20 protein-coding genes and 3 pseudogenes are annotated in these 22840 nt (G+C 56.6%); 8 read left to right on the top strand and 15 right to left on the bottom strand.

Features of this window, described 5'->3' with window-relative positions; translation table 11 throughout:
* Positions 1–32: 32 nt before the first annotated feature.
* Complete coding sequence (locus tag ASF13_RS15350; RefSeq protein WP_056237926.1) at positions 33–8615, top strand: glycoside hydrolase family 94 protein; 8583 nt, start codon at positions 33–35, stop codon at positions 8613–8615.
* 19 nt (positions 8616–8634) lie between these two features.
* Here the strand turns inward: ASF13_RS15350 and ASF13_RS15355 are convergent, their stop codons facing one another.
* The gene (locus ASF13_RS15355) at positions 8635–8868 is read right to left on the bottom strand and encodes a hypothetical protein (RefSeq protein ID WP_056238460.1); all 234 of its coding nucleotides are present in this window, start codon (positions 8866–8868) and stop codon (positions 8635–8637) included.
* Between the two features lie 341 nt (positions 8869–9209).
* Here ASF13_RS15355 and ASF13_RS24990 point away from each other — a divergent pair.
* A pseudogene (locus ASF13_RS24990) lies at positions 9210–9467 on the top strand (helix-turn-helix domain-containing protein); the annotation flags it as partial.
* A gap of 9 nt (positions 9468–9476) precedes the next feature.
* On the opposite strand, the gene ASF13_RS23655 reads toward ASF13_RS24990, so the two are convergent.
* The 4 genes from ASF13_RS23655 to ASF13_RS15375 form a co-directional block, all read right to left on the bottom strand.
* Positions 9477–9752 carry a Txe/YoeB family addiction module toxin gene (locus ASF13_RS23655; protein WP_072166394.1) on the bottom strand — a complete coding sequence of 92 codons (276 nt, stop codon included), beginning with the start codon at positions 9750–9752 and terminating at the stop codon, positions 9477–9479.
* A complete protein-coding gene (locus tag ASF13_RS15365; RefSeq protein WP_056238463.1) occupies positions 9733–9978 on the bottom strand; it encodes a type II toxin-antitoxin system Phd/YefM family antitoxin in 246 nt (81 codons plus the stop codon). Before ASF13_RS15365 ends, ASF13_RS23655 begins: the two co-directional genes overlap by 20 nt.
* Before the next feature lie 127 nt (positions 9979–10105).
* On the bottom strand, positions 10106–10645 hold the full coding sequence (locus ASF13_RS15370) for a GrpB family protein (protein WP_056237929.1): 540 nt from the start codon (positions 10643–10645) through the stop codon (positions 10106–10108).
* Between the two features lie 38 nt (positions 10646–10683).
* Positions 10684–11439, bottom strand: a complete 756-nt coding sequence (locus ASF13_RS15375; protein WP_056237932.1) for a DeoR/GlpR family DNA-binding transcription regulator — start codon at positions 11437–11439, stop codon at positions 10684–10686.
* A gap of 86 nt (positions 11440–11525) precedes the next feature.
* Here ASF13_RS15375 and ASF13_RS15380 point away from each other — a divergent pair, with 86 nt between their 5' ends.
* Together ASF13_RS15380 and ASF13_RS24995 are read left to right on the top strand one after the other, a co-directional pair.
* Positions 11526–12110: an NUDIX domain-containing protein gene (locus ASF13_RS15380; protein WP_056237935.1), complete on the top strand. Its 585-nt coding sequence runs from the start codon at positions 11526–11528 to the stop codon at positions 12108–12110.
* 15 nt (positions 12111–12125) lie between these two features.
* A pseudogene (locus ASF13_RS24995) lies at positions 12126–12254 on the top strand (NUDIX hydrolase); the annotation flags it as partial.
* A gap of 91 nt (positions 12255–12345) precedes the next feature.
* On the opposite strand, the gene ASF13_RS15385 reads toward ASF13_RS24995, so the two are convergent.
* The 4 genes from ASF13_RS15385 to ASF13_RS15400 form a co-directional block, all read right to left on the bottom strand.
* Entirely contained in the window at positions 12346–13323 is a 978-nt protein-coding gene (locus ASF13_RS15385) for a GlxA family transcriptional regulator (RefSeq protein ID WP_056237940.1), read from the bottom strand.
* Positions 13324–13423: 100 nt separating this feature from the next.
* Positions 13424–14200, bottom strand: coding sequence for an MBL fold metallo-hydrolase (locus ASF13_RS15390; RefSeq protein ID WP_056237947.1), 777 nt, complete (start codon positions 14198–14200; stop codon positions 13424–13426).
* A gap of 235 nt (positions 14201–14435) precedes the next feature.
* The gene (locus tag ASF13_RS15395) at positions 14436–14681 is read right to left on the bottom strand and encodes a DUF2543 family protein (RefSeq protein WP_056237949.1); all 246 of its coding nucleotides are present in this window, start codon (positions 14679–14681) and stop codon (positions 14436–14438) included.
* A 161-nt stretch (positions 14682–14842) separates the two neighbouring features.
* On the bottom strand, positions 14843–15349 hold the full coding sequence (locus tag ASF13_RS15400) for a GNAT family N-acetyltransferase (RefSeq protein ID WP_056237951.1): 507 nt from the start codon (positions 15347–15349) through the stop codon (positions 14843–14845).
* Between the two features lie 199 nt (positions 15350–15548).
* Here ASF13_RS15400 and ASF13_RS15405 point away from each other — a divergent pair, with 199 nt between their 5' ends.
* Together ASF13_RS15405 and ASF13_RS15410 are read left to right on the top strand one after the other, a co-directional pair.
* Positions 15549–15959 (top strand): GFA family protein, encoded by a 411-nt coding sequence (locus ASF13_RS15405; RefSeq protein WP_056237954.1) that lies wholly within the window; start codon positions 15549–15551, stop codon positions 15957–15959.
* A gap of 253 nt (positions 15960–16212) precedes the next feature.
* Complete coding sequence (locus ASF13_RS15410; protein ID WP_056237957.1) at positions 16213–16548, top strand: gamma-glutamylcyclotransferase family protein; 336 nt, start codon at positions 16213–16215, stop codon at positions 16546–16548.
* An 11-nt stretch (positions 16549–16559) separates the two neighbouring features.
* Here ASF13_RS15410 and ASF13_RS15415 read toward each other — a convergent pair whose 3' ends face one another.
* Together ASF13_RS15415 and ASF13_RS15420 are read right to left on the bottom strand one after the other, a co-directional pair.
* Positions 16560–17582 (bottom strand): hypothetical protein, encoded by a 1023-nt coding sequence (locus ASF13_RS15415; RefSeq protein ID WP_056237959.1) that lies wholly within the window; start codon positions 17580–17582, stop codon positions 16560–16562.
* A gap of 1 nt (position 17583) precedes the next feature.
* Positions 17584–18237 (bottom strand): hypothetical protein, encoded by a 654-nt coding sequence (locus tag ASF13_RS15420; RefSeq protein ID WP_056237963.1) that lies wholly within the window; start codon positions 18235–18237, stop codon positions 17584–17586.
* A gap of 248 nt (positions 18238–18485) precedes the next feature.
* Here ASF13_RS15420 and ASF13_RS24680 point away from each other — a divergent pair.
* A pseudogene (locus ASF13_RS24680) lies at positions 18486–18605 on the top strand (NUDIX domain-containing protein); the annotation flags it as partial.
* Positions 18606–18814: 209 nt separating this feature from the next.
* On the opposite strand, the gene ASF13_RS15425 reads toward ASF13_RS24680, so the two are convergent.
* From ASF13_RS15425 to ASF13_RS15435, 3 genes are all read right to left on the bottom strand, one after another.
* Positions 18815–19339 (bottom strand): GNAT family N-acetyltransferase, encoded by a 525-nt coding sequence (locus ASF13_RS15425; RefSeq protein WP_056237966.1) that lies wholly within the window; start codon positions 19337–19339, stop codon positions 18815–18817.
* 108 nt (positions 19340–19447) lie between these two features.
* On the bottom strand, positions 19448–19828 hold the full coding sequence (locus tag ASF13_RS15430; RefSeq protein WP_056237968.1) for a DUF4354 family protein: 381 nt from the start codon (positions 19826–19828) through the stop codon (positions 19448–19450).
* A 216-nt stretch (positions 19829–20044) separates the two neighbouring features.
* Positions 20045–20656: a GNAT family N-acetyltransferase gene (locus ASF13_RS15435; protein WP_056237972.1), complete on the bottom strand. Its 612-nt coding sequence runs from the start codon at positions 20654–20656 to the stop codon at positions 20045–20047.
* Between the two features lie 226 nt (positions 20657–20882).
* On the opposite strand from ASF13_RS15435, the gene ASF13_RS15440 reads away from it, so the two are divergent.
* Entirely contained in the window at positions 20883–21518 is a 636-nt protein-coding gene (locus ASF13_RS15440) for a carbonic anhydrase (RefSeq protein ID WP_056237973.1), read from the top strand.
* Positions 21519–21713: 195 nt separating this feature from the next.
* Here ASF13_RS15440 and ASF13_RS15445 read toward each other — a convergent pair whose 3' ends face one another.
* Complete coding sequence (locus ASF13_RS15445) at positions 21714–22676, bottom strand: LysR family transcriptional regulator (RefSeq protein ID WP_056237976.1); 963 nt, start codon at positions 22674–22676, stop codon at positions 21714–21716.
* Between the last annotated feature and the right edge of the window lie 164 nt (positions 22677–22840).

The following is a 22840-nucleotide window of genomic DNA, read 5'->3' on the forward strand; positions in this document are numbered from 1 at the left end:
CCTGCACGTTAACGTCGAATCAGAGCAACCCGATGAAAATGAAACCTGTAGCGTGGTTTAAGCGCGCTCGCATTCTGCCCGAAGATGGCGAACGCGTGCCGTTCCCGGCAAACGATACGGGAGCTGAAAATGGCTTACGATCGGAGCTATTTTCAACGCCCCAGCTGGAGCGTTTCGGCCAAAAGCTGGCTCGGACGCATAAGTTGTCCCGCGACAAACTACCGTACTACCTGCTTAAGCGACTCAGTGATAATGAGGCGGTGATTACACAAAGCTGTTACGCACTCAACGCCGGTAAAAAAACCAGTATCATGCCCGCAGGCGAGTGGCTGCTGGACAACTACTACCTGATTGAAGAGCAGATCCGCATGGTTCGCCAGCACCTGCCGAAAAGCTTCGGTAAAGGTCTTCCGGCACTGGCCATTCCTCATCAATGTCCGCGAATTTATGATATCGCCTCAGAGGCCATCGCCCATGGCGACGGGCGCTGGGATACCGCCAGTCTGACCAGCTATCTCACCGCCTATCAACAGCTAACGCCGCTGACGTTGGGGGAAGTCTGGGCTCTGCCGGGCATGCTGCGTCTGGCGCTGATTGAAAACCTGCGCCGGGTGAGTTGCGAGGTGGCTCAGGCACAGCAGGAACGCAGCCTTGCGGATACGTGGGTAACGCGAATTTTTGAATGTGCTGAGCATACCCCCGCCGACGTAATCATGGTTATCGCCGACATGGCGCGTTCTCATCCTCCGCTGAGTAGCGCTTTTGTCGCAGAACTGGTTCGCCGCCTGCAGGGACATGGCAACGCGCTGGCGCTTCCTCTCAGCTGGGTTGAACAGCGTCTTGCAGAGCAGGGAGTGACGACTGAGGCGCTCATTCACCGTTTCAATCAGCAGCTTGCTGCCAGCCAGCTCTCCGTCAGCAACAGCATTGCCGGTTTGCGCTTGCTGAGTGAAACAAACTGGGCGGAGTTCGCCGAGAGCATCAGCGTAGTGGAGCAGACGTTACGTCGTGATCCTGCGGGTATCTATTCCCGTATGCACTTCGATACCCGGGACCATTACCGCCACGTGATCGAGACGCTGGCCAGAGAGAGTCGTTTCAGTGAACCGGAAGTCGCAAACCGCGTGCTGTCACTGTCTGGTGAAATGGCCGCAGACACTGCGCACCGACACGTTGGTTATTTTCTGCTCGGAGAGGGGCGCGCGCAGCTCGAAGAGTTACTGTCGGCTGAGAGGTCGGGTATCAAACGGCTGCGACAGAGTTTAAACAAACTGCCCCTGCTGTCATGGCTCGGCAGCATAAGCCTTTTAATCACGGCCGTTACGGCCGCCGTATTGTATGAGACGGCGCAGCAGGCGATCTCCTGGCTGCTGATACCGCTGGCGTTTCCTCTTATTGTTGCTGTCAGCCAGCTGGTGAGCGATATGCTCAGCGAAGCAACCACGCGTTTTCGCATCCCCAGCCCTCTGCCGCGGATGGACTTTTCAGACGGCATTCCTGTTGAGTATGCCACCATGGTGGCGATCCCCTGCATGCTGACAAGCCATGAAGGCCTCAGCAAGCTTCTCACCCGTCTCGAAGTGTGCTGCCTGGGTAACCAGGATGACCATCTCTGCTTCGCGCTTCTCACCGATTTTGCTGATTCATTAACCGAAAATACCCGTGAAAACAGCGCCCTGTTAAGCCAGGCAATTGCAGAGACGCAAAAGCTTAACCGGCGCTACCCCGGCAGCCGGCCTCGCTTTTATTTACTGCACCGCCAGCCCGAATGGAACGATACACAAGGAATATGGATGGGGTATGAACGCAAGCGGGGCAAGCTGGCGCTGCTGAACAGCTGGTTACGCCAGCCGGGGGCACAGTTTTCAAGCGCTGCAGGCTTGCCCCCGCACATGCTACCCGGACAGATTAAATACGTGATCACGCTGGACAGCGATACGCTCCTGCCACGCGACACCGCGCATAAACTGGTGGCCACGATGGCGCACCCGCTGAACAAACCAGAATACGATCCGACGCGCCAGAGAGTCATTAAAGGGTACGGGATTTTACAGCCCGGCCTGGCGGAGGAGATGCCCCGAAACGGACAAGGACGCTACGCCGCCCTGCGCAGCAGTGTGCCGGGTAATAATCCCTACTCGATGATGTCTTCCGATATCTATCAGGACCTCTTCGGCGAGGGATCGTTCGTTGGCAAAGGGATTTATGATGTTGATATTTTTGTCCAGTCTACCGCCAACGCCTGCCCGGAAAATCTCGTTCTCAGCCACGATCTGCTGGAAGGTTGCTACGCTCGCTCCGGTCTGTTGAGCGAAGTCTTACTCTACGAACAATATCCGAATGATTATCTCTCCGACGTCGCACGCCGTACGCGCTGGATCCGTGGAGACTGGCAATTACTCAACTGGCTCAGGCTTTGGGTAAGAAAAGCGGACGGAACCCGGGATAAAAACCCGCTCTCCGCGCTTTCCCGCTGGAAGTTGTTTGATAATCTGCGACGCAGCCTGGTGGCCCCTTCATTCCTGCTGTTGCTGTTTAGCACGCTGCTGTGGCTCCCCAATCCGCAGTACTGGCTTGGCGTGCTGATGCTGATATTGCTGCTGCCTGCGGCGTTAAGCATCGTCTGGGATCTCTTGCATAAACCGCTTCGCCGTCCTTTCAGGCAACATCTGACGCTGGTCGCAGCCGGAGCGCTGAAGCGCGTTTCCCGTATCGGGCTGACCGTTGTGATAATGCCGCACGAAGCCGGTTACTCGATATATGCGATCGTCGTTACGCTCTGGCGTCTTGCCGTAAGCCAGCGCAATCTCACCCAGTGGGTAAGCCATAGTCCGGATAGCGGCCAGAATAACGTCTCTGCATTGGGCTTCTGTCGGGCTATGTGGTTGAACGTCGCCTGCGGTCTGGCGCTTACGGCTCTGACGTCTGTTTTTGCACCGCTGCTGCTGACCATCGCGATAGCCATCGGCGTCACGTGGTGCCTGACACCCCTTCTGATGAGCTGGCTGAGCCACCCGGCTGTCCGTAAGGCCTATTTGCCGAATCAGCAACAGAAACAGCTGCTGCGGCAGACAAGTCGGGAAATCTGGGCCTTCTTTGAAACGTTTGCCACGGCGAAAGAGAACTGGCTCCCCCCTGACAATTATCAGGAAATCCCCCAGCCTGCGGTCGCGCATCGTACGTCACCCACCAACATTGGCCTCTCTCTGCTGGCTAACCTGACGGCCTGGGACTTTGGCTATCTGCACGGCGGCGGCGTGCTGCAGCGCATCATGCTGACCCTGGACACGCTGGATAAGATGGAACACTTCCGCGGTCATTTATATAACTGGTATGACACCCGTACGCTTGCGCCGCTCAGCCCGCGCTACGTCTCAAGCGTTGACAGCGGCAACATGGCCGGACATCTGCTGACGCTACGTGAAGGGGTGTCAGGCATGCGTAATCAGCCGGTTTTGAACGGCGAAAGGATATTAGCCGGCCTGGACGATACGCTTTCCCTTCTGGAAAAACACTGGGGGCCGGGTGCCCCCGGTGCGCTGAAACTGCTGCGCAGTCAGTGCGTCAGCGCGGCGGCGCTGCCTCTGGGGCAACTGTATGGCGAACTTAAAATTATGCGCGCGCGGTGCAACCATCTCACCAGCGCGTGTCAGCAGGAAGGTCATCTTGTGGTGCGTTGGACCGCGCATCTGGAGCAACAGCTGGTCGAACTTTGCCACGAATGGTCGCATCTGCTCGGCTGGTTACCCCCGGCGTACTGCGGCAAGACGCTGCCGACGCTGAGCTGGCTGGCTGGCGCGACCTGTGCAGGTGAAGGAACGCCACCGGCATCGGTTATTACCTACGCCCGCCTGCGGCTGGATATGATTAGCGAGCTTGAACAGCGGCTGAGCGACCATGCGCGTATGGATTTTGCGTTTCTTTACAGCGAAGCGACCAGCCTGCTCAGCGTCGGGTTTAACCGTGACACGAATACTGCCGACAAAAGCCACTATGACCTTCTGCCCTCTGAAATCCGGCTGACCAGCTTTGTCGCCATCGCTACGAATCAGCTACCGATGAAAAGCTGGTACGCGCTCGGAAGGCTGTTCACCACCATCGATAATGAAACCGCGCTGATGTCCTGGAGCGGCTCGATGTTCGAATATCTGATGCCGAATCTGGTGATGCCGGCCTGGCACGGCAGTCTGCTTGATAAGATGAGCAAATCCGCGGTGATGCGCCAGATCCACTGGGGCAAGGAGCGCGGCGTGCCGTGGGGCGTCTCTGAGTCCGGCTATCATGCCTTTGATGTTCAACACAATTATCAGTATCAGGCATTTGGCGTACCCGGTCTGGGTCTGCGTCGGGGGCTTGCCGACGATATGGTCGTCGCGCCGTACGCTACGCTACTGGCGCTGCTGGTATCCCCGCAGAAGGCCTGCGAAAACTTGCTCAGGCTGGAGCAGAGCGGTGCGCGCGGCGAATATGGGTTTTATGAAGCGCTGGACTACACGCCATCCCGGCTTGCTACCGGGCAACTGTACGCCGTGGTGCAATCGTGGATGGCACATCATCAGGGCATGGGATTCCAGGCGCTGGCGCATCTTCTGCTGGACGCTCCGATGACCGCGCGATTTATGGCGAGCCCTGCCTTTATGTCGGCAAATCTGCTGCTCCAGGAGCGCGTACCGGATGTGGTCGATCTCTACAGTCCCCGCCGTCATTTTGAATCCCACGAGGGGAGGGTGAAACCGGTGCGCTATGAACCGCGAACCTTCACCCGTGCGGACAGCCCGACGCCCGAGGTACAGTTGCTATCCAACGGACACTACCACCTGATGATGACGCCGGGCGGCGGCGGATATAGCCGCTGGAACTCGATTTCCCTTACCCGCTGGCGCAGCGATGCAACCCGAGATTGCTGGGGATCGTTCTGCTATATTCGCGACCCGCATACGGATGAGCTCTGGAGCAACACCTGGCACCCCGTGGGCGGACACGCTGACGGCAACGATGAGATGATATTCACCGACGCGTGCGCTGAATTCAGGCGCACCTTCGGCACTTTGAGCATCAGAACGCAGGTTGTGGTCTCTCCGGAAGATGACATAGAGCTGCGGCGGATTACCCTGGTACACCGTGGGCGACTGCCGCGAACGCTTGAACTGACGACGTACGCCGAAGTAGTGATGGCCCCAGAGGCCAGCGATCTGGCACACCCGGCGTTCAGCAATTTATTTATCGAAACTGAGATTGACCCAGGCCGGGACGCTATTCTGTGCCACCGGCGTCCGCGTTCGCCGGATGAACCGAGTCCGTACCTGTTTCACATGATGGTCGTACATGGCGATAACGGCGCAGGCGCCTCGTTTGAAACCGACCGGGCTAAGTTTATCGGCAGGGGCAGAAGTCCGGCTGATGCCGCTGCTGCCCATGAAAACGGGCCGCTCAGCAATACGTCGGGTGCGGTGCTGGATCCCATCCTGGCAATACGCCACACCGTGACGCTCCTGCCAGGAGTGCCGGTAACGATTGATATCATTTATGGCATCAGCGAGAGCCGTCAGCACAGCCTGGCGTTGCTGGAAAAATACCGCGATTACCCGATTGCCGAGCGCGTCTTTGAGCTGGCCTGGTCGCACAGTCTGGTGGTGTTACGGCAGATGAACGCCAGCGAAGATGACGCCACGCTGTTTAACCGTCTCGCCAGCGCGGTGCTTTATCCCAGCCAGGAATTACGCGCCGACGGCGAGGTCATCAGCCGGAACAGGCGCGGTCAGTCCGCGCTGTGGGGCTGGGCTATTTCAGGCGATCTGCCGATTGTGCTGCTCAGCGCCGCCAGTGAGGAGAGTATGGCCTCCGTCACCACGCTGATTCAGGCGCATCGCTACTGGCGGCTGAAAGGGCTGGAGGTGGATCTTGTTATCCTCAATAACAGCCCCGGCGGCTACCAGCAGGTGTTGCAGACGCAGATTATGGATCTAATCTATGCCGGTTCAGAAGCCAGCATGCTGGATAAATCGGGCGGGATTTTTGTGCGTAACGGCGAGCATCTGTCTGCCGATGATAAGCAATTGTTAATGAGTGTGGCCTGTCTGTATCTCGACGATCGTGCCGGCGGTCTTAACGAGCAGCTTAACCAGCGGATCCACTCGTCGAAAAAAACGCTCAGGCCTTTTGTGCCGGGCAGCGCGGCAGGGAGTAATCAACACACGGACTGGACGCCAGAGACCGACAGGCTGCGACATTTCAACGGTCATGGCGGATTTTCTGAAGATGGTCGGGAGTATCAGATTGTCCTGAAGGAAAACCAGCCGACGCCTGCTCCCTGGGCAAACGTGCTGGCAAACGCCTGTTTTGGAAGCGTGATATCTGAAGCAGGACAGGCCTACAGCTGGTGCGAGAACGCCCATGAATACCGCCTGACGCCCTGGGAAAACGATCCGGTAAGCGACCGCAGCGGTGAAGCTTTTTATATTCGTGATGAAGAAAGCGGCGAGTGCTGGTCGCCCACTGCGTTACCCGTACGCGGGCACGGCGATTATCTGACCCGCCATGGCTTTGGCTACAGCGTATTCGCCCACCGCGAGAGCGGGATAGACAGTGAGCTGACGGTACTGGTCGCCGAACATGCCCCGCTTAAGCTGGCGATTCTGACGCTCAGTAATAATTCGGGCCGTGCGCGGCAGCTATCGGTCACAGGGTACGTGGAGTGGACGCTTGGCGAATCGCGCACGCGTTCAGCCCCCCACATTGTGACGCATGCGGTAAGCGTGCCGGGTGGTAGCAGCGTGATGGCCAGTAACTTTTACGGCGCTAACGGCGAAGGGCGCACCGCATTTTTTGCCGTCAACGATCCCCAATGTTCCTTTACGGCCGACCGCCGCGAGTTTATTGGCCGCAACGGCTCTCTGCAAAACCCGGCCGCTATGAAGCTACGCAGGCTGTCAGGTAACGTGGGCGCCGGTCTCGATCCGTGCGGCGCAATCCAGTCTGTCACTACCCTGATTGATGGCGATCAAAAGACCTTTATTTTTATACTCGGCAGCGAGGAAAATTCTGCCCAGGCGCAGACGGTGCTCGCCCGCTATCTGGATGAGGATAACGCTCGCCGGGAGCTTAACGCCGTTCACCAACACTGGCACCGCATGCTTGATAACATCGTGGTCAACACCCCGGATAGCACCGTTAACTTACTGGTTAACGGCTGGCTGCTGTATCAGACGATGGCCTGTCGTCTGATGGCCCGCAGTGGTTATTACCAGTCCGGCGGCGCGTTTGGTTTTCGCGATCAGCTTCAGGATACGCTGGCGCTGAGCCACTGCGCACCGGAACGACTGCACGACCAGATTGTGTTGTGCGCCTCCAGGCAGTTTATTGAGGGCGATGTGCAGCACTGGTGGCATCCTCCGCACGGCAACGGCGTAAGGACGCGTTGTTCGGATGATTATCTCTGGCTGCCGCTCGCGGTCTGTCACTACGTCGAAACGTCCGGGAATACCGGGATACTGGAACAATGCATCCCCTGGCTGGAAGGGCGCCAGCTCCAGCCAGGCGAGGAGTCCGTTTACGATACGCCGCTCATCAGCCACACCGAAGAGACGCTCTGGCTGCACTGCGTTAAGGCGATTAAGCACGGGCTACGGTTTGGCCAGCATGGTTTGCCGCTTATGGGTGCGGGCGACTGGAATGACGGGATGAACCGGGTCGGCATCGACGGTAAAGGGGAGAGTGTCTGGCTCGGATTCTTCCTGTACGACATTTTACAGCGTTTCGCGGCGCTCGCTGAGCGGCGGCAGGATGAACATGTTGCGTCGCTGTGCCGTATGGAGGCGCTGCGCCTGCAGAAAAATCTCAATGCCGCCGCCTGGGATGGCGAGTGGTTCCGGCGTGGCTATTTTGACGATGGCACGCCTCTGGGATCCAAAGACTCGCAGGACTGCCGGATTGATGCCATCGCGCAAAGCTGGTCCGTTCTCTCCGGGGCAGCCGATCCTGAACGCGCCGTTAAGGCGATGCAGGCGCTGGACAAGCACCTGGTCGATACCGATGTCGGGTTAATTAAGCTGCTTTCCCCTCCATTTGACGGTCATGGACCGAATCCCGGTTACATACAGGGTTATCTGCCGGGCGTGCGGGAAAACGGCGGGCAGTATACCCATGGAGCCATCTGGGCCGTGATGGCCTTTGCCCGAATGGGGAATGCAGAGCGCGCGTGGCAACTCTGGTCTGCGATCAACCCGATACACCACACGCTGGATGCCAAAGGCGTGGAAAGATATAAAGCGGAACCCTATGTCATGAGTGCTGATGTATACAGCGTCGCGCCGCATACCGGTCGGGCAGGGTGGAGCTGGTATACCGGGTCCGCAGGCTGGGCGTACCGTCTGCTGACAGAAGAGCTGTTGGGGATAAAACGTTACGGTAATTCCCTTACCGTTCACTCTCTGTTGCCGGACAGCTGGCCGTCATTTAGCATGACTTATCAGCATGGCAGCAGTCTGTATCACATTACTGTTTCACGTGGCGAGGTAAGCTATCAGGTTACTCTGGATGGCATCCCCCTCGCGGATGACAGAATCCCGCTGATGGACGATGGAAAAGTTCATACGATTGAAATCATTCAGAACTGACGCAGGCGTGTAATGCGCATTAACATCTGCCGTTAATGCGCTGATTGTCCCTGAGAACATCAATTGCAGTTTTCATCGCGACTTTATCATCTCTTCTTTTTTGTTTGCCTTGCATCACCTGCAAGTATTCAAGCAAAGTTCGGGTATTGATAGGCCTTCCCTGTTTTCCTACGGCGAGTACGGCTTCACCAAGGATTATTTTAACCGGAGGCAACTGTGCCGGATACCAGTCAAGGGTGTCTTCTGATTTCATCATAAATTTCTCACGGAAGGGTATCATATCATAAATTACGCACCTGCATTGAGAGCATCTGGAATCAGAATTTATTATAAATCAACACAATATGTGAGCACGTCATCCCTTGATTTAACATAATTAGTATTATGCGCATCAACCATGTAGTAGCTAAATTCAGATGTCCGCCTCTGACCAAATAGACATGTCCGCGCTACAGTCTCACCACAGCGATCGCTGCTTTCAAAGGATGAGACTCATGACGGCATACGGAACGGAGTTTTTCTCGATGAACGATGTGAACCGACTCNGCGCTACAGTCTCACCACAGCGATCGCTGCTTTCAAAGGATGAGACTCATGACGGCATACGGAACGGAGTTTTTCTCGATGAACGATGTGAACCGACTMAGGATCCTTCAGGACGTGATTGACCGGCGTCTGACAACACGCCTTGCAGCCAGCCGGYTGGAGATCTCTGACAGGCACTGCCGCCGATTGCTTGAACGCTACTGTGAACACGRACCGCTTTATCTTGTTAACCGCCGTCGTGGCCAGCCCGGGAACCGACAACTGATGCCAGGCCTCGCCGAACGTGCATTGCGCATCATTCGTGAACATGAACTTCTATCTGTCGCCGTAGTGATAACGGGCTGCGTAGATGATGATTTCCCCGTTCTGGATTGAGTAGACTAGCCGGTGGCTCTGATCGATGCGGCGAGAATAGAGCGCCGGATCTTTGTGATGCCGCAACCGTTCAGGTTTTCCGATACCTGCTAACGGATCAGCCTCGATGCTGTGAAGTAGCTGTCGAATGCGATCGAATTTCTTTTTGTCAGCATCACGCCAGTAGTTAATGTCATCGGCGCCATTCTTCGTGAACTTAATATTCCACTTCGACAAATTCGCCGCGCTCCGCCTGTTTCATTGACTCATTGATATGCGCTGCATTTGCTGGGTTGCTGAACAGATAAACCGTTTCTATAAGCGCCTCATACTCTTCCGCATCCATTATCACAACGTCAGGTGCGTCACGGCGTATGACGCGCACAGGCTCAGCGTCATCGGTGACTCGCTGCATTGTGTCGGCAAAATTTTTACGGGCATCAGTAAAATTGATTGCATGCATATTGTTAGCTCCCATCAGTTAATGTCCCAGTATGGTACATGTACGTGATCAAGTACAACTAATATTCCCTGCCCGGCACAATCAGCACATCCAACCTGGCGGCCAGATCGAGCAGATGGTCGTAAGGTCAGTCACCGCTGTCCAGTACCGCCTTACGTGCCTTAACCAGCATGGCCGATTCTTTAAGGTGGTTTTCAATAAACTCCGCCTTCAGCATACTATATTGATGGCAGTTATTACGGTTTGCTAAGGCTATCGCGCGTTTAATCCCGGCATAGCGATTGGCTACCTGACTGTTTGCAATGAGATAATCACGGAACGCTAGATGTTTAAGGATTTGCAGATCGCCCATTATGAAGGCATGGACATGGTGACTACGCCGCTCGCCACCTTTAGTGAAATATCTGCGATCGCAGATCCCATTTTCACCTCGCACAGCGTATCCAATGTGCTCCATTGCCGCGTTATGTTTATCGAGTTCACTTAGGCTGGCCACTTCCAGCAGTATATCGATGACGGGTTTTGCTGCCAGGCCTGGCACTGCCGTACTACCAATGTGATGAACATGCAAAATGATAGCGCCAAGCGTTTCCTGCAACAGCTTGCTTTCGGCCTCAAATAAATCAGGCCATTGCGGATCGTAGTCGGAAATGATGATCTTTCGCATGTTTAGCTCCATTTTCCCTGTCAGGAGGTTTGAGTCCCCTACGCTTTCACTACCGTAACGCCCTTCTCTTCTATGCTGCCGATCCACTGCTCATCCACTCCGTCATCCACCACCACGGTGTCGATCAGCCCGAGGCCGCCGATCACAAACGGCGAGGCGGTGTTGATCTTCTCCGGGGAGAGCAGCACCACGGTTTCCGCCGCTCTGCCGGAAAATGCACGTTTGATGCACGCTTCTTCGTAATCACCGGTGGTTAAGCCCGCTTCGGGATGAATACCGGTGACGCCCATAAAGAAAATATCGGCATGAATCGCGTTGATCCCTTCAATGGCGGTGCTTCCCACGGTGACGATTGAGTGCTTGTAGAGCCGTCCTCCAATCAGAATCACCTCAATCAGTGGATGGTCGATCAGCCCCAGCGCGATGCTCGGGCTGTGCGTGACCACGGTAATCTGCAGGTCGTGCGGCAGATAGCCGATCAGCTCTGAGGTGGTGGTGCCGCCGTCAATAATCACCACCTGCCCGGCGGAAATCAGCTGCGCCCCTCGCAATGCCACCCTCTTTTTTGCACTGGTTTTTAATGACTTACGTTCCGTAAAGGTGGCAACCGCCGTCGACGAGGGCAAAGCACCACCGTGAACGCGTTGCAGGTGCCCTTCTGCTGCCAGCTCGCGCAAGTCCCGGCGGATGGTGTCCTCTGAGACGGCAAAGCGGGCGCTCAGATCTTTCGACAGTACCTGCCCATCGGCCGCCAATTGTTCAAGTATATGTTGTTTGCGTTGACTGGTGAGCATAAATCATTCCTGATGTTGCACGATTTCTCTTGAGCATGCACGATAACGCTGTTTATTATGGTTACTCTACGGTCAGAGGCCTTATCATGCAATCAAAACGTGCAGAAATACGGATCGTCGACAGCAGGATCCTGTCTGACGACTGGTATTCACTTAAAAAATATACCTTTGAACTTCAGCGGCGCAGCGGCGAGTGGCAGCGCCAGAATCGCGAAGTTTACGACCGCGGCAACGGGGCGACGGTGCTGCTTTACAACCGCGAGCGGAAAACGGTGATCCTGACCCGCCAGTTTCGTTTTCCGGTGTTTATCAACGGTCACGATGGCTATCTGATTGAGACCGCAGCGGGCCTGCTCGACAATATGGACCCCGAAAGCCGCATTAAGGCGGAAGCCGAGGAAGAGACCGGATACCGCGTTTCACAGGTGCAGAAGGTGTTCGAAGCCTTTATGAGCCCGGGCTCGGTAACGGAAAAGCTCTACTTCTATATCGCTGAATATGCGGCTGCCGATCGGGCAACGGCGGGCGGCGGCATTGAAGCCGAGGGCGAAGATATCGAAGTGCTGGAGTTGACCCTCGTCGAGGCGCTGGCCGCCGTCGACAGCGGTCAGATCGTTGATGGTAAAACCATTATGTTGCTTTATCACCTGGCCCTGAAGGGCATTTTATGAGGTTCCAATGACGCAATTCTGATTGCCGGCCCCTACCGCAGCGGTACCGAAGGAAAGAAAGCGCTGATCGACGCCAATCTCGCCCGGCTGGAAGAGGCGGCGCTGACGGTTTACCAGCGCGGGCACGTGCCGGTGATCGGCGAATGAATGCCTGCAATTTTGCTGGCATTGTTGCATTTAACCCTGAGCGACCAGCCGCCCGCTGACTCAAGCGGTACGGCGGCAGTCGTCCCTATCAGGCTGATGCGCACGACATCCGGTGGCCGGGCCCGCGAAAGGTACGGCGCCACTCGCTGGGGCTGACATTAAAATGTGCTTTAAAACTCTGCCTGAACGATACGGGCGACTGATAGCCTGCCAGTAAGGCGATCCGTTCAATGCTGTGATCGGTGGTTTCCAGCAGCTCCTGGCTCCGCTGCAGGCGCTCGGCACTGAGCCACTCCCCAATCGTCATTCCGGTGGCTTTGCTGAAGTGCCGGGTCAGCGTACGTCGGCTCATGCCGACGGCAGCGGCCAGCGAGTCAATATCGTGCCGTTTTTCCAGGCTGCGCCGCAGTAACGCGATCAGTTCGTTGATCTGCACGTCACGGGTGGTTTCCGGTATCACCCGCTCGATAAACTGAGCCTGACCGCCTTCGCGATAAGGCGGGACGACCATTCTGCGGGCGACGCGGTTAGCCAGCGCTGCGCCATATTTTTCACGCACGATATGCAGGCAGCAGTCGATCCCTGCCGCCGTTCCGGCCGAGGTAATCAGGCGTTCGTCACGGGTATAGAGCGCGTTGCTGTCCAGACGGATATGCGGGAAACGTCCGGCAAAATCGCGCTCATACTCCCAGTGCGTGGAGGCTCGGCGGTTGTTCAGCAGCCCGGCATAGGCAAGGACGTACGCCCCCAGGCATAATCCGGCCACTTCCGCACCACGCTGCCAGGCCGTACGCAGTGCCGCAAGCAGCTCCGGTGAGGGTTCAGTGGCAGGATGTTCCCAGAACGGTACGATAATAATGTCCGCCGTGTTAAGCAGCTCAAGCCCGTGCGCCACGTTAAGCGACATGCCGATGTCCGATTCCACCCGCCCTGGCTGCTCAGCACAGATATCCACCCGAAACAGGCCAGGCTCCGGTATAGCCTTATCAAAGACCATTGACGGCACCGAAAAATGAAACGGGCTGAACCCGTGAGTGGCAATCACTACAACCCGCAGAGCGGACATCGTTCAGATCCTTATACTGTTGTAAACTGCGGGCTGCCACGCTGGCGACATCGCCTGGCAACCGGATGCCATTGCCCTGCGCCTGAGGGTATCAGGTCTTTCAGAAGATCAGCGTTTCACCGTCTTCCGGCACCAGCACTCGATCGGCAACGCCCTGTTCAGCCGCATAGTGCCGAAGTTCAGCTCGGGTCAGCAGGCAGTGGTTAACTGCTTCCATATGTGAGGCCACGACGATGGCGGCAGGCAGTACCTTCAGCGTGCGTACCGCGTCCTGCTTGCCCATGATAATCGCACCGATCCCGTCCACATGGGCAAAGCCGATATTCAGCACCACCACATCAGGCTGATGGCGATGCAGACTCTCCGCGTAAGCGGGAACCCAGACGGTATCACCGGCGACGTAGAGCGTTTTTTCCTCCGGGTGTGAAAACACCAGCCCGCAGGCGTCACCCAGCCGTTCGGCCACCTCGGGGATAGCGTAGGCGTCATCGCTGCCGTGCTGGCCGTCCGTTTTATCGATCGTTATGCCGGCAATCCTGGTTATATCGGACAGCGCACTTACCGCGGTAAACCCCTGTGCGCGAAGCAGCGCGGCATCATGGTCATTCTGGGTATAGATCGGCCGGTCTTTGGGGATCTGTTGCTGCGCCGCTTCGTCCCAGTGATCCTGATGAGTATGGGTGATAATAATCGCATCCACATCCAGCAGCTCTGCCACGGATACCGGTAACGGCACCATCGGGTTACGCAGGTGGCTACGGGCCGTGCCGGGGAAACCGGGCCAGGCCTCTTTATCTGACAGCATAGGATCGATAAGAAAGCGGCTGCCGGCATAATCCAGCTTCAGTGTTGCGTTACGAATTTGGGTCAGTTTCATGGTGCACTCCATCGGTAAAGGCACGGCGGACGGCCTTAAGGTTGAGTGCAGAGTATAAAAAAGCTGCCGAACGGCCGTGAGTGGCCCGCAGGTCATTGTTCGATGGAATAAGGTCAGGTGGATCTGACCGACACACGGTGCCACAGGGTTGAGGCATTACCGCTTGTGGTCCTGCTGAATACCCTGCCCACCAGCGCTGCCGGCACACGTCGTACCGGCAGAGCCTCAGCCGGCGTTACTCATTGCCCCACTGATTGAGGAAGTTAGCGATATCGTCGATACGCTGCTCTGCGATACCCGTTTCAACGGCCATATCCTGCTGCGCCTGTTCATCGATCTCTTCGTTGTTGGTCAAACGTTCGATTAGCAGCTGGAAATAGCGCGCCAGCGGATCGCGTTCGGCATCGGCCACCGGTTGTGCGGTTTCCGTCGCGTACTCATCCACGATGTCATAATATTTCAGCGGTATTGCATTGGTCATAAAAAGCTCTCAAAGTTAACGTTTCGATCCCTCGCTGGCCTGAATGGTCCACCAGCAGCACAGCGCTGATTGTAGCCGACCAGGCCCCCTTTCGGCATCAGAGATTAACGGCTTTATCAGTCATGCGACCGGCGGCTATTAACGGGGCTGAGCTGAACGGGCTAGCGTGAGTTCTCGCTACGACGGACCTGACGTTCCAGTATCTCTCCCGGTAAACCATCAAAATCCTTTAGTTCACGCGTGGTAAACCCGGCACCGGTCAGGATCTTCCTTGAGGGAAGATTGCTCGGATCGATAATGGCAAACAGGCTGCGCAGCCCCGGCTGGCGGTCGGCTAATTCAACCAAAAGACGCGCAACCTTGCCGCCGATACCCTGTCCCCAGTATTCAGGCAGCATCATATACCCCAGCTCAGCAGCGTGCGGATCCTCCTTCGTCAGGGACAGTTTGGCCAGCCCGATAAAGTCGCACTGCGGTGCAGAGAGGATCCTGAAATGCCCCAGCGAGCCCTGTGCCTGATTATCCGCCAGCAGCGTATCATAATCACGACGGGCTTCATCAGCGGGGATGCTACGTTCGGTAATCATCGCCATTACCCTGATGTCGCTGACCAGTCGCAGATAGTCGTCAAAGTCGACACTGCCGAATTTTTTTAACACGATTTCCATTTCTTGTTCCTTCAGGGCTACGATGAATAGTGCTGACATCCAGGCGATCGCTACTTACGCTTTTCGATGTTAACAATGGCCTGCCCTAATTTCAAAGATAGCTAAATTACGGCCAGGATATGAGCCCTGTGCAGGCGGGTTGTCATGCCGCTGTCACCGCCGGATGATACGCTCTCTGCCATAAAATTCAGGAGGATTAATGACCGGTCTGCTTGCGGCCCGCTGCCACTGCGGAGCCATCAGCTTTAACGTCGAACTGATTGACGGATTTAACGGCGTGCGCCGCTGTAACTGCTCGTTCTGCCGCATGCGCGGCGCGGTGGTGGTCCCTGCCCGCCTGCCCGAACTTGAGACGCTGAAGGAGAACCCACAGCTTAGCGAATACCGTTTTAACACCCGGACGGTGGCGCACTACTTTTGTCAGGTCTGCGGGATCTACACCTTCCACCAGCGGCGATCGAATCCTCAGCAGTATGCGGTAAACGTGGCCTGCATTGAGGGGGTATCGCCGTTTGATTTTGCGGTGGTTGACGTCGCCGACGGCATCAATCATCCGCAGGACGGCGGTAAGGGTGATACTGCGGGCCGTTTGCACTACGTTGCTAAATAGCCTGTCATCCTTACTGATAGCCCCTTAACCCGGCTTCCGCTGGCATCGTGCTTCCGGCGGATGGTTCCGGGGCAGGCATCCGATCTGAAATGTTTCCCGCGCCCTTTCTCCAGGCTATTCTGTGGCAGACTCAGGTCTTATCATTGACGGTGGCAGAAGACCGCTGACGGCAGGCAGGTTGCGCCGGTGAGTTGTGGCTGCCTGGCTTTTTTACGCGTAAAAATGTCCAACATCAGAAGTCGATCGGGAAAAAATGAAAAAACTGTTTGTCTACGGGACGTTATGTCCGGGGCGTTCGAATGCCCATATTCTGGAAAATATCGGCGGCGAGTGGCTGCCGGGCTATGTCACCGGCACCTTCTATGAGAATGGCTGGGGGGCGGCCGCAGGTTTTCCCGGCATCGTACTGGATAATCAGGGGCCGCGCGTTGAAGGCTATCTGTTCCTGTCTGAACATCTTGAACCGCACTGGCCGATGCTGGATGAGTTTGAAGATGGCTACGATCGGGTGGAGGTCAGGGTGACCACCGCTGGCGGCGGGCAGGAGGTGGCGTGGATCTATCAGCTGCAGCCGCGAGAAATGGCGTAGCGGGGTAGCGCTTACAGTAGCTGGCTCAGCCACCCCGCCGCCGCAGCATTAAAATCATGGCGGGTTAGCAGATGCTGTACCAGCACAGCGGTCAGCAGCGTAATAAAAAAGCTGATAAAGGTGCCGATCATAATGTATTCCGAGCGGTGACTGTCGTTATCGTCTTTAAGATCGTTAAACCGGAATGCCGTTTTGATCGCCATCACCGCCGCAATCGCGGAGTATTGCCCGAGAATAAAGAACAGAAAAATCATTACCCTCTCAATGTAGCCGATCCATTTACCGGCCTGATTGGAGGGGAAGTTCTGCGCGACGTTGGTCTGCGGCGGGTTTTTCAGCAGCGAGTCGGCCACCCGCTGCTGATTCTGCTGCGACTCCTGCAGCAGCACATCAACCTGCTGTTCGCTGAGCGAGCCCGGCTGTGCCAGTAACGCCGTCATCCGGCTTTTTATCGCGCCGTAGAACACTTCAGCCAGGTGACTTTGCGTCAGGCGGATCTCCCCGATGCGCGTTTCGCTCATCGCCAGTTCAAGAAACTCACTGACCAGCTGAGAAGCTGGGCGCAGCAGCCATAATATGGCCACCAGCAGTAAAAGCGCATCGGCAATCAGCGTGGCGTCTGACTGAGGGGCCGGGGGCAGCGGCACCAGCAGCCGCGGTTGCAGGAAGCCATATGTCACCCACAGAAGCACGCCAGTCTGTAGCAGCTGGCCGCTCACCGTCGCCCGCAGACGCTGTACCGGTGAAGATTGCGGCATCAGACCGAAAAGCAGTTTTATTGCGAGACTGCTACACACCACTGTCGCGATGGCCTGCACAAAATCAGGATAGTATGCGGCCATCACCACCCCGCTGTTGCGCGACCAGCCCTGAAATGCCAGCCACAGCAGCAGGATAAGCGCCAGCGCACAGACACACAGGTTTCGTAGACCGCTGCGGGATAAAAGAGGTCGTTGTTTCATTACCCCGCAGCCGGGTAAATAGCTACTGGCCAGCAGATGCACGAGGAACAGCCAGATGATCAGGTACTGCATCTTAACTCTCCATTCTGATATGTTCGCCGATGGTCAGCAGCGCAGCGATAATGTTTTCGCAGCCGCTGCGTGTCACCAGTTTATGCACGTTCTGACGACTGCTGCCCATTGCGGCCGCCAGCGCTGTGGTATCTACCTTCATCTCCGCCATGGCCCGCTGCAGCACCTCTGCCTGCGGGCGCGAAAGCATGGTCAGCAGCGGGTCCAACAGCGCGATCAGCGCGCGCAGTGGCGCGTCCAGCGCTGGCCGATCCGAACCAAATACCATCATGTTTTTTTTGTCGAGGGTTTCCAGATTACGTCCGGAAACGATATGCGCCTGTTCAAAAGCGCTCTCTTTGAACGATGAATAGCGATTGCGGGTAAAGATGGTCAGCGACATGCGCGCATCATAGCGCACGCCGTCCTGCTCTTCCGGTAGCGCCATCAGGCTGGCCCGCAGCCAGGCCGCCAGTTCCGGCAGCGTAGAGGGATCGTTAAGGGTTATTTGAAAAGCGTCGCCGCGGAACAGCTCCATCTCCGCCACGTCAAAACGCGGATGGCTGACAATGGTCTGCTCCAGCTGCTGCATCACCCTCTGATAAATTATTCCCCGCGTCAGCCCCGCCGTTGAACGAAACAGGTCGCCGGTAATCACGCCGATCAGCTTACTCATTTAACATCCCATCCAGGGCAACCCTTGCTGTCAAATGCCATTTTTGTAAACCATAATGGTTTACAATGTCGATTGTCAATCATTTTGGTTGCATTATATGACAATACTGCGCGCATTTTAACCTTAGCTGGACTCAATGAGCTGTCGAGCTTTGCAATCATTATGGTTGATAATTGAGTTTATCAACCATAATGATTGCACGAGCAACAATGTAGTGTTCTTAACAGCGGAAGGCTGCTGACGGTCGTGTGCTGCTGTTCCGCTTTAGCCATTATAATGATGCACTTGCAGGCCAACGTTGCCGGGCAACGCCAGGCGGTGGCGTGGAGAACGGTGAAACTTTTACGCAGGCAGCCGTGCGCGGTTTGCTTTGAGTTATACACAACAAATATTAAACTGTATAAATATACAGTATCACTATTAAACCGCATTTATTCCTGTTCGCAGCAAGATATTGATCATGAAACGTACCATAACCAGCCCTTTCAACCTCGAGTCGGCGCGCAACCGTTAAGCAGAATTACAGAGATCGGCGGTTAAGCAACGTGGGTCAACACATAAGCCGCGGTGGCGTTGATCAGACCAGCGCTTTACTCAGAATCACGCTGCGGTAGTTGGTATGCGACCACTGCACGTGTTCGGTAAAGCGATAGCCGAGCCGGGTGTACCAGTTGACCAGGCGCGTGGCCGGTTCGGCGGTATCCAGCGCCAGCTCGGTGGCACCGCTGAGCCGCGCCTGCGCCTCGGCTGCCTGCAGCAGTTGCCGCCCTAACCCCTGCGCCTGCAGGGTCGGGTCGACGGCAAACTGAGCGATTGAGGCCACTTCCGGGCGATCGTACCAGCCGCAGCCGTGGGTCTGTTGTGGATTGCGAAACAGGATGGTGCCGCGCAGACGGGTATCCTCGCTGGCGATCAGGCACAGCCCCTGCGCCACGCGTTCTGCGGTGACCGCCACGCTCTGGTTTACGGCCATATAGTTCAGCCCCAGATTCGCGAGCTGCCGATAGGCGCTATGCAGCAGCGTGGTCAGTTCCTGCAATGAGTCCGCTGCGCTGAGCGGTCGAATGATGAGTGACGGTATCTGGTGCGTAATGACCGACATGCGGTGAATTCCCTGTCTGAGCCGTTAAAGATCGTCAGGGACTTTACCCCGCACAGGCACAGTCGGCCAATACGTTTTACTGATAAACATCACCACAACGGTCGGCCGTTAAGGACAGTCGTGAAAAACCTTGACCATCCCGGCCTGATAAACGTCCCGCTTGCCTGAGGAAAAATCGACCACGCCGCTGACCGTACTCCCTTTTTTCAGCCAGCCTTTCGTCAGCAGCTCATCCGCCGTATCGACACCGAAGCTCTGCGTGTCTGTCGCATAGGCTCTCAGACAGAGGGTCGCAAGATCGATATCCTGGTCTGTCAGATTGACGATAGACACGTTAAAGGTTTTGGTAAACGCACTCTTACTCCCCGCCCACATGGACCCCTCTGACTTTGCCTGCGCGTACACCAGCAGATTTGCAGGCGCGTTAGCGACTGCCGCGCCACAGGCAGCAGAAAACAACATGGTGCAGGCGATAAACAAGCTCTTCATATTAATTTCCTTGTGCAATTGGTTACGGATGCCCCACCCCCAAACAGCACGGTGGTCCGTTTAGTACGTTAATCGCACAGTGATAAACGCAGGCACAATTATAAAGACGCACTGGGGAAAGAAAGAGCGGTTCGACGCGCAGGAAACGGAGCAAAGAGCGTGCAGGCAGGAGCAGAACGCTCCCCGCCCTCAGCAGCAGGCGGGGGACGTTCCTGTTCAGTCACGAATCAGCGGCACATGGGGCGCGGCGTCAGCAGGCAGGTGGCCGCTCAGGCGCGGGTCAGCTTTCACCTCAACCTGAAACGCATAAGGGGTAAACCCGGAGCGGATGTAAAAATTCAGCGCTGCCGGGTGGTCAAAGCTGCAGGTGTGCACCCAGAAGCGGTTGATCGGGTTTGACCACGCGCGGGTTATCGCCTGGTTCATTACCCAGCGCCCCAGACCTTTGCCGGTTGCTGCGCCGGTCAGGCCAAGGAACGACAGTTCGCACTGGTGCGGCTGGCTGAAATCCAGCTCCAGCATGCCAGTGTCCTCAGCGCCGTCGCGCACCACGTAAATTTCCACGCTGTCGTTGCGGAGGATCTCCGCCAGTTTCTCGTCGGACATCAGCAGCCGCGAAAACCACAGCCAGTCGCTGCCGACCTTGCGAAAAAGTTGACGGTAGGCCAGCAGATCGCAGCCGCTGAAGCGTTCGAGGCTGATACCGGCAGGCTGTGGTACAGCCTTCAGTTGCGGTTTAGTGTGCATTTCCAGACAGGTCACCACGGTGGCAACGTGCCCGGCGGGAACATCAGAATAACCGGCTGGCAGAGGTGTGTTCTCAGACATCTGTAAAATCTCCCTGGATTCAGTGGCAAGAGAGTACCCGCTGGCGAACCGGATGGGAACGGCGTGGGTCATAAGAAAAAATGATATCGCCCCCCGCTCTGTGAGAATTTTTTCAGATAACGCCGTAGCAATTTTGCAGACCGGTTATGTTTTCCGGTGCTACACTGTCAAACTGTGATCGTTGTCATGTCGTCATTATAAACACTGAGAAAACAGAGATATCACTATGCAACACATTGTCGAAGGTTTCCTGAACTTTCAGAAAGAGATTTTTCCGCACCAGAAAGAGCTGTTCCGCAGCCTTGCCTCCAGCCAGAATCCCAAAGCGTTGTTTATCTCCTGCTCAGACAGCCGTCTGGTGCCCGAACTGGTCACCCAGCAGGATCCGGGACAGCTTTTTGTCATTCGTAATGCCGGCAATATCGTGCCCTCTTTCGGCCCCGAGCCGGGCGGCGTCTCTGCCACCATCGAGTATGCGGTCGTGGCGCTGGGCGTGACCGATATCGTGATTTGTGGCCACTCTAACTGCGGCGCAATGAAGGCGATTGCCACCTGTCAGTGTCTGGATCCGATGCCGGCGGTGGCCCACTGGCTGCACTATGCCGACGCGGCCAGGGCCGTGGTGGAGAAAAAAGAGTACGCCACGGAAGAAGAGAAAGTGAATGCGATGGTGCAGGAGAACGTTATCGCCCAGCTGAACAATATCAAAACCCACCCGTCGGTGGCGGTTGGCCTGCGCGATAAGGCGATCCGCCTGCACGGCTGGGTCTATGATATCGAAACCGGCGTGATCCGCGCGCTGGAGAAAGACACCAAAGAGTTTGTCACGCTGTCTGAAAACCCGGGCGTATTCTTCGAATAAGCCCAACGGGCAGGGACGCCCGCAAATTTTGCATCCCCCTCCCTATTTTCCCGCGACAGCTCCCAGTGTTCAAATACCGGCCTGACCCCCTGCTCTTCATCGCGTTTTCCCAGCGCGCTGACAAATGTATCGTGCCGTTCGGCCGCCAGCTGTAAGCGCTGTTCAATATCGGTGTTCTGCGGGTGGATCTGCGCGCTAACCGTCCTGATGCAGCATCCGCATTACCCGCGGGTGATCGCTGGCCGGTAAGCGCTGAAAAGCAGGCAACAGTTGCTCTGCCGCCTCGGCCAGCGCGGCGATCAGACGGTCGGCCGCTGGCGACAGCTGGCGCCCCTGCGGGGTGATCACGCCAAAGAAATAGGGGATCTCTTCCTGCAATTCGCGAATGGCGACGCCCTGCAGCGGCATGCCCCACGCGGTTACCGGCTCGAGGATCGCCACCCCCAGCCCGGCGCGTACACAGGAGAGAATATTGGCCGAGGAGTTGGTTTCGATCGTTTCGTGCGCCGGAACCCTGAGTTTTTTCAGCACTTTCTCGAAACGTCCGCGCAGGCGCAACGGGTTCCACGGCGCAATCAACCGCCGGCCGGCAAGGCTGGCCAGCGCGATCCGGGGCTGTGCGGCCAGCTCGTCGTCTGCGGGCAGCGCCACCACGCAGCGCGCATGGCCGATCCAGTGCAGTTCCACCGCGTGATGCTCCAGCGGCAGGCTGCACAGGCCAACGTCTGCCTGCCCACTGATCACCGCGTGGGTGGTCTGCTCCGCGGCTTCGCTGATGATCTGCACTTTATTCTCCAGCCCCATTCGCGCCAGCGCCAACGGCAACAGGCCCGCCGCCAGCGCAGGGGTGGCGGCCACCGCCAGCGGCCTGACCATCTGGTGGCCAATCTCCTGCGCCCGCAGGCGGATCTGCTCCAGCGACTGCAGCGCCTTTTGCACGTACTGATGCAGCTGCAGCGCCTGTTCCGTCGGATGAATGCGCGGGCCGTTACGGATAAACAGCGGATAGCCGAGCACCGTTTCCAGTTCCTGGATCAGCCTTGATACGGCCGGCTGCGAACGATTTAACGCCCGCGCCGCCGCCGTGACGCTGCCGGTCTGGATCACCGTGGTGAACGCTTCCAGCTGCTTTAAATCAATATCGTTGAGGGCATTCATCGGTAATGTCAGATCTCTTACGGGCTGGGTAACCCAACCCTCAAAATTTGCAGGTCAGTTCTGGCACATAATAGTCAGCCTGGGCTGAATAAGCTATTGATTAGCCGCTTAATGGCATCATTGCGCGATTAGGTGACACCGTCACGTAAACATTCATTGCGCGG

The organism is Erwinia sp. Leaf53 (genome assembly GCF_001422605.1).
In the GTDB taxonomy this organism is placed as follows: Bacteria; Pseudomonadota; Gammaproteobacteria; order Enterobacterales; family Enterobacteriaceae; genus Erwinia.

Coding starts and splice junctions, on each gene's coding strand:
- ASF13_RS15420 (WP_056237963.1), bottom strand. CDS start 18,237: ATGAGTAAGCTGATCGGCGTGATTACCGGCGACCTGTTTCGTTCAACG.
- ASF13_RS15415 (WP_056237959.1), bottom strand. CDS start 17,582: ATGCAGTACCTGATCATCTGGCTGTTCCTCGTGCATCTGCTGGCCAGT.
- ASF13_RS15370 (WP_056237929.1), bottom strand. CDS start 10,645: ATGCGAAAGATCATCATTTCCGACTACGATCCGCAATGGCCTGATTTA.
- ASF13_RS15435 (WP_056237972.1), bottom strand. CDS start 20,656: ATGTCTGAGAACACACCTCTGCCAGCCGGTTATTCTGATGTTCCCGCC.
- ASF13_RS15380 (WP_056237935.1), top strand. CDS start 11,526: ATGCAATCAAAACGTGCAGAAATACGGATCGTCGACAGCAGGATCCTG.
- ASF13_RS15425 (WP_056237966.1), bottom strand. CDS start 19,339: ATGTCGGTCATTACGCACCAGATACCGTCACTCATCATTCGACCGCTC.
- ASF13_RS15405 (WP_056237954.1), top strand. CDS start 15,549: ATGACCGGTCTGCTTGCGGCCCGCTGCCACTGCGGAGCCATCAGCTTT.
- ASF13_RS15355 (WP_056238460.1), bottom strand. CDS start 8,868: ATGAAATCAGAAGACACCCTTGACTGGTATCCGGCACAGTTGCCTCCG.
- ASF13_RS15410 (WP_056237957.1), top strand. CDS start 16,213: ATGAAAAAACTGTTTGTCTACGGGACGTTATGTCCGGGGCGTTCGAAT.
- ASF13_RS15365 (WP_056238463.1), bottom strand. CDS start 9,978: ATGCATGCAATCAATTTTACTGATGCCCGTAAAAATTTTGCCGACACA.
- ASF13_RS15390 (WP_056237947.1), bottom strand. CDS start 14,200: ATGAAACTGACCCAAATTCGTAACGCAACACTGAAGCTGGATTATGCC.
- ASF13_RS15430 (WP_056237968.1), bottom strand. CDS start 19,828: ATGAAGAGCTTGTTTATCGCCTGCACCATGTTGTTTTCTGCTGCCTGT.
- ASF13_RS15400 (WP_056237951.1), bottom strand. CDS start 15,349: ATGGAAATCGTGTTAAAAAAATTCGGCAGTGTCGACTTTGACGACTAT.
- ASF13_RS15395 (WP_056237949.1), bottom strand. CDS start 14,681: ATGACCAATGCAATACCGCTGAAATATTATGACATCGTGGATGAGTAC.
- ASF13_RS15385 (WP_056237940.1), bottom strand. CDS start 13,323: ATGTCCGCTCTGCGGGTTGTAGTGATTGCCACTCACGGGTTCAGCCCG.
- ASF13_RS15350 (WP_056237926.1), top strand. CDS start 33: ATGAAAATGAAACCTGTAGCGTGGTTTAAGCGCGCTCGCATTCTGCCC.
- ASF13_RS15440 (WP_056237973.1), top strand. CDS start 20,883: ATGCAACACATTGTCGAAGGTTTCCTGAACTTTCAGAAAGAGATTTTT.
- ASF13_RS15445 (WP_056237976.1), bottom strand. CDS start 22,676: ATGAATGCCCTCAACGATATTGATTTAAAGCAGCTGGAAGCGTTCACC.
- ASF13_RS15375 (WP_056237932.1), bottom strand. CDS start 11,439: ATGCTCACCAGTCAACGCAAACAACATATACTTGAACAATTGGCGGCC.